This window comes from Bacillota bacterium (assembly GCA_040754675.1).
In the GTDB taxonomy this organism is placed as follows: domain Bacteria; phylum Bacillota; class Limnochordia; order Limnochordales; family Geochordaceae; genus Geochorda.
Genome location: JBFMCJ010000558.1, coordinates 1 through 2,611, shown reverse-complemented (window position 1 = coordinate 2,611; position 2,611 = coordinate 1). Strand labels below are relative to the sequence as shown.

General features: G+C 60.6%; 3 protein-coding genes and 1 pseudogene. All 4 read right to left on the bottom strand.

Annotated elements, in window-relative coordinates; translation table 11 throughout:
• The coding region (locus AB1609_20770) for a zinc-binding dehydrogenase (protein MEW6048876.1) at positions 1–322 on the bottom strand (322 nt) is incomplete at its 3' end.
• 9 nt (positions 323–331) lie between these two features.
• Positions 332–658, bottom strand: a pseudogene (locus AB1609_20765) (alcohol dehydrogenase catalytic domain-containing protein).
• A 16-nt stretch (positions 659–674) separates the two neighbouring features.
• Positions 675–1,961 (bottom strand): RuBisCO large subunit C-terminal-like domain-containing protein, encoded by a 1,287-nt coding sequence (locus AB1609_20760; protein MEW6048875.1) that lies wholly within the window; start codon positions 1,959–1,961, stop codon positions 675–677.
• The gene (locus AB1609_20755; GenBank protein ID MEW6048874.1) at positions 1,945–2,436 is read right to left on the bottom strand and encodes a PTS sugar transporter subunit IIA; all 492 of its coding nucleotides are present in this window, start codon (positions 2,434–2,436) and stop codon (positions 1,945–1,947) included. The genes AB1609_20760 and AB1609_20755 overlap by 17 nt, the downstream gene beginning before the upstream one ends.
• Between the last annotated feature and the right edge of the window lie 175 nt (positions 2,437–2,611).

The following is a 2,611-nucleotide window of genomic DNA, read 5'->3' as shown; positions in this document are numbered from 1 at the left end:
CCGCTGTGACCGGGTCGTCCGTACCGGGATCTATGACCACTACGGCCCCTAGCTTCTGCGCAAGCCGTCGCCGCTCGGGCTGCAAGTCAATCCCGACCACAAACGCCCCCAACAGGCGGCAGACTTGGACATGCAGGCATCCCATCGGGCCCAAGCCGTAGACAACTACCGTGTCCCCGGCGGTAACGTGGCAGATCTCCTGGTCTGCCTTCACGACGCTCGCAAGCGGCTCCGTGCACGAAGCCTCCCCGAAAGAGACATGATCCGGGACAGGGAGCACGGCCGTTTCGTGCACCGTGATGTACTCCGCGAAGGCGCCCATGTACGACACCCGGTTGTAGCAGGCGGAAAACTTTCCTCGGCGGCACTGGTAGCAACGGTAACAAGGCAACCATGAGTAAGCAGTCACCCTGTCTCCTTCCTTGCAGCTCCTTACGTGCGACCCCACGGCTGCAACAGTACCCGCAAACTCGTGGCCTACCCTCACCGGTTGGTGCATTTCTTTAATGCCCCGGTATTCCCTCAGGTCTGATGGGCAGATGCTGGCTTCGTGGACGGCTATAACTACGTCATTGGGACCGGGGTCAGTCCACGGAAGCTCTTCAACCCTCACGTCCCCTACGCCGTAGACCAGCGCTGCACGGAAAGTACGAGTCATCACGTCCATGCCCCCATCAATACCGCTTCTCCCTCGGCCGCTCGAACTTGCCGAACCGCTCAAGGGCGAGGCGGAGTTCTTCGTGTTCCTCCGCATACTCATCGAGAGGCTGACCAGATGTCACTGCGTCTATCGCTTGCCGGATCGCACGCACGCCAGCGCGGATCCCAGCCGGGTGCCCATGGATTGCGGCTCCACCCCCCAGGATGACGTCCGTTCCGTAGTCCGCCACGAACACCGGAACCTTCCCGGCTACGGAGGAAAGGAGGGCAAAGGTCTTGGGCAGGTCGTAGAACTTGGCCTGCAGCGCATGCTTGGCCCTCACGTACCTCTCGAGTTCTGCCACAGTGGCCCACTTGACCCAAGCGGATCCGGGCAGGTAGATGTCCGCGCCGCAGAGGCGCGCCAGCTTGGCCCACACCACGCGTGAAATCCGGGTTACCGACTCGGAACCGGCCGGGTGAAAGAGAATGGGCACTCCGATGCTCGCGTCTTCGGCGAGGGAACGAAGGGTCTCCAGCCCGCACGGGAAGTTGACCATGACCCCGCTGGCACCCATTTCTACCGCCTTGCGGGCCTTATCGAGCACCCTGCCCGTGCGGTCGGTTACGTTGACCGTGTAAATGACTTTCTTGCCGCATTCCTCATAGGCCCGCCGCAGTGCCCTGACGACTTCCCGCACCCGATCTTCGAACGTACAGTTATAGGTCTCGGCCAGCATCTCGTCATCCTTGATGTGGTCCACCCCACCCATGGCCGCCTCGTAACACATCTCGGCGATGACCTTCGGGGGGAGACCCAATTTAGGTTTGATCATCATGTTAACCAGTGGGCGATCCGGCACGCCAAGAAGCTCTCTAATCCCGTCCACACCGAACCTCGGCCCGGGAAAAACGTTGCACAGTGACTTGGGAAACCATATGTCCTCCAGTATCACCCGCCCAGGCATTGAGGTGATGTTCCCGGCCACCGCGGTGAGGAGCATGGGAATGTCCCCTTCCCATCCGACCGGGCCCTTCAAGGGGAACGCTACTTGAACGATGGCACCCTTGACGCCTTCCCGCACCTGAGGAACCGGGTAGTACCCCACGACCTTGGCCCCCAGGTTCTTCCTCACGTCCGGCGTCTCACCCGGAAAATCGATCCAGCCCCCTGTGGACGCCTCCAGGGTCATGAAACCTACAAGTTCCAAGTGGTCGGTCACGTCTTCCTGTTCGAAGTAGTAAGTTGCTACAACGTGCTGGTCAGTCTCCAGCCCTTCCATGATGTGCTCGAATATCGCAGGGTCATACGTCTGCTTCACAACACAGCCCCCCTGTCTTGCGGCTTGGTCCCGCCGATTCATCTCCAGCCTCACAGCCGCGTAGACTTGCTAGAAAGACTTGCCGAAGCTCGTCCCCGGACGTGGCGGAAGCGAGTTCCCCGATCAGCCCCGGATCTTGCAAGACTCGAGCCACTGCTTCGAGCAGCCGCACCTGCCACTCGGCTTGGTGGATAGCCAGCATCACCACCAGACTCACCGCAACCTCAGTTGACGGCAAATCCATGCGTCGAAATAAGACCGGTCGGCGGAGCTTTGCCACGGCGATAGCTGGACTACGGACGAACTGAGCGTCCGCGTGTGGGATGGCCACCCCGACCGGTTCAGTGGGGAGGCCGGTGGGGAACTGTTCTTCGCGCTGTAACAGGGCGGAGACGTATTCCTTCGAGACCACACCGCGACACTCCAACTCGCCTGCCATCCCCTGGAGGACGTCCCTCCACGATTCACCGTCCATCACTAGGCCGAAGACGAGCACTTGTTCCCATGGCAACGTCGACTGCCGTGGCTCTGGGACAGGCATTTGCCGAGAACTCCCTCTCCCTGATTCCTGCACTGGTTGCTAAATTCTCCGGCTCTCTATGCTCACCTGCCGCTAAATTACGCAAACTTCGTCATGCAGGTATCCTGCA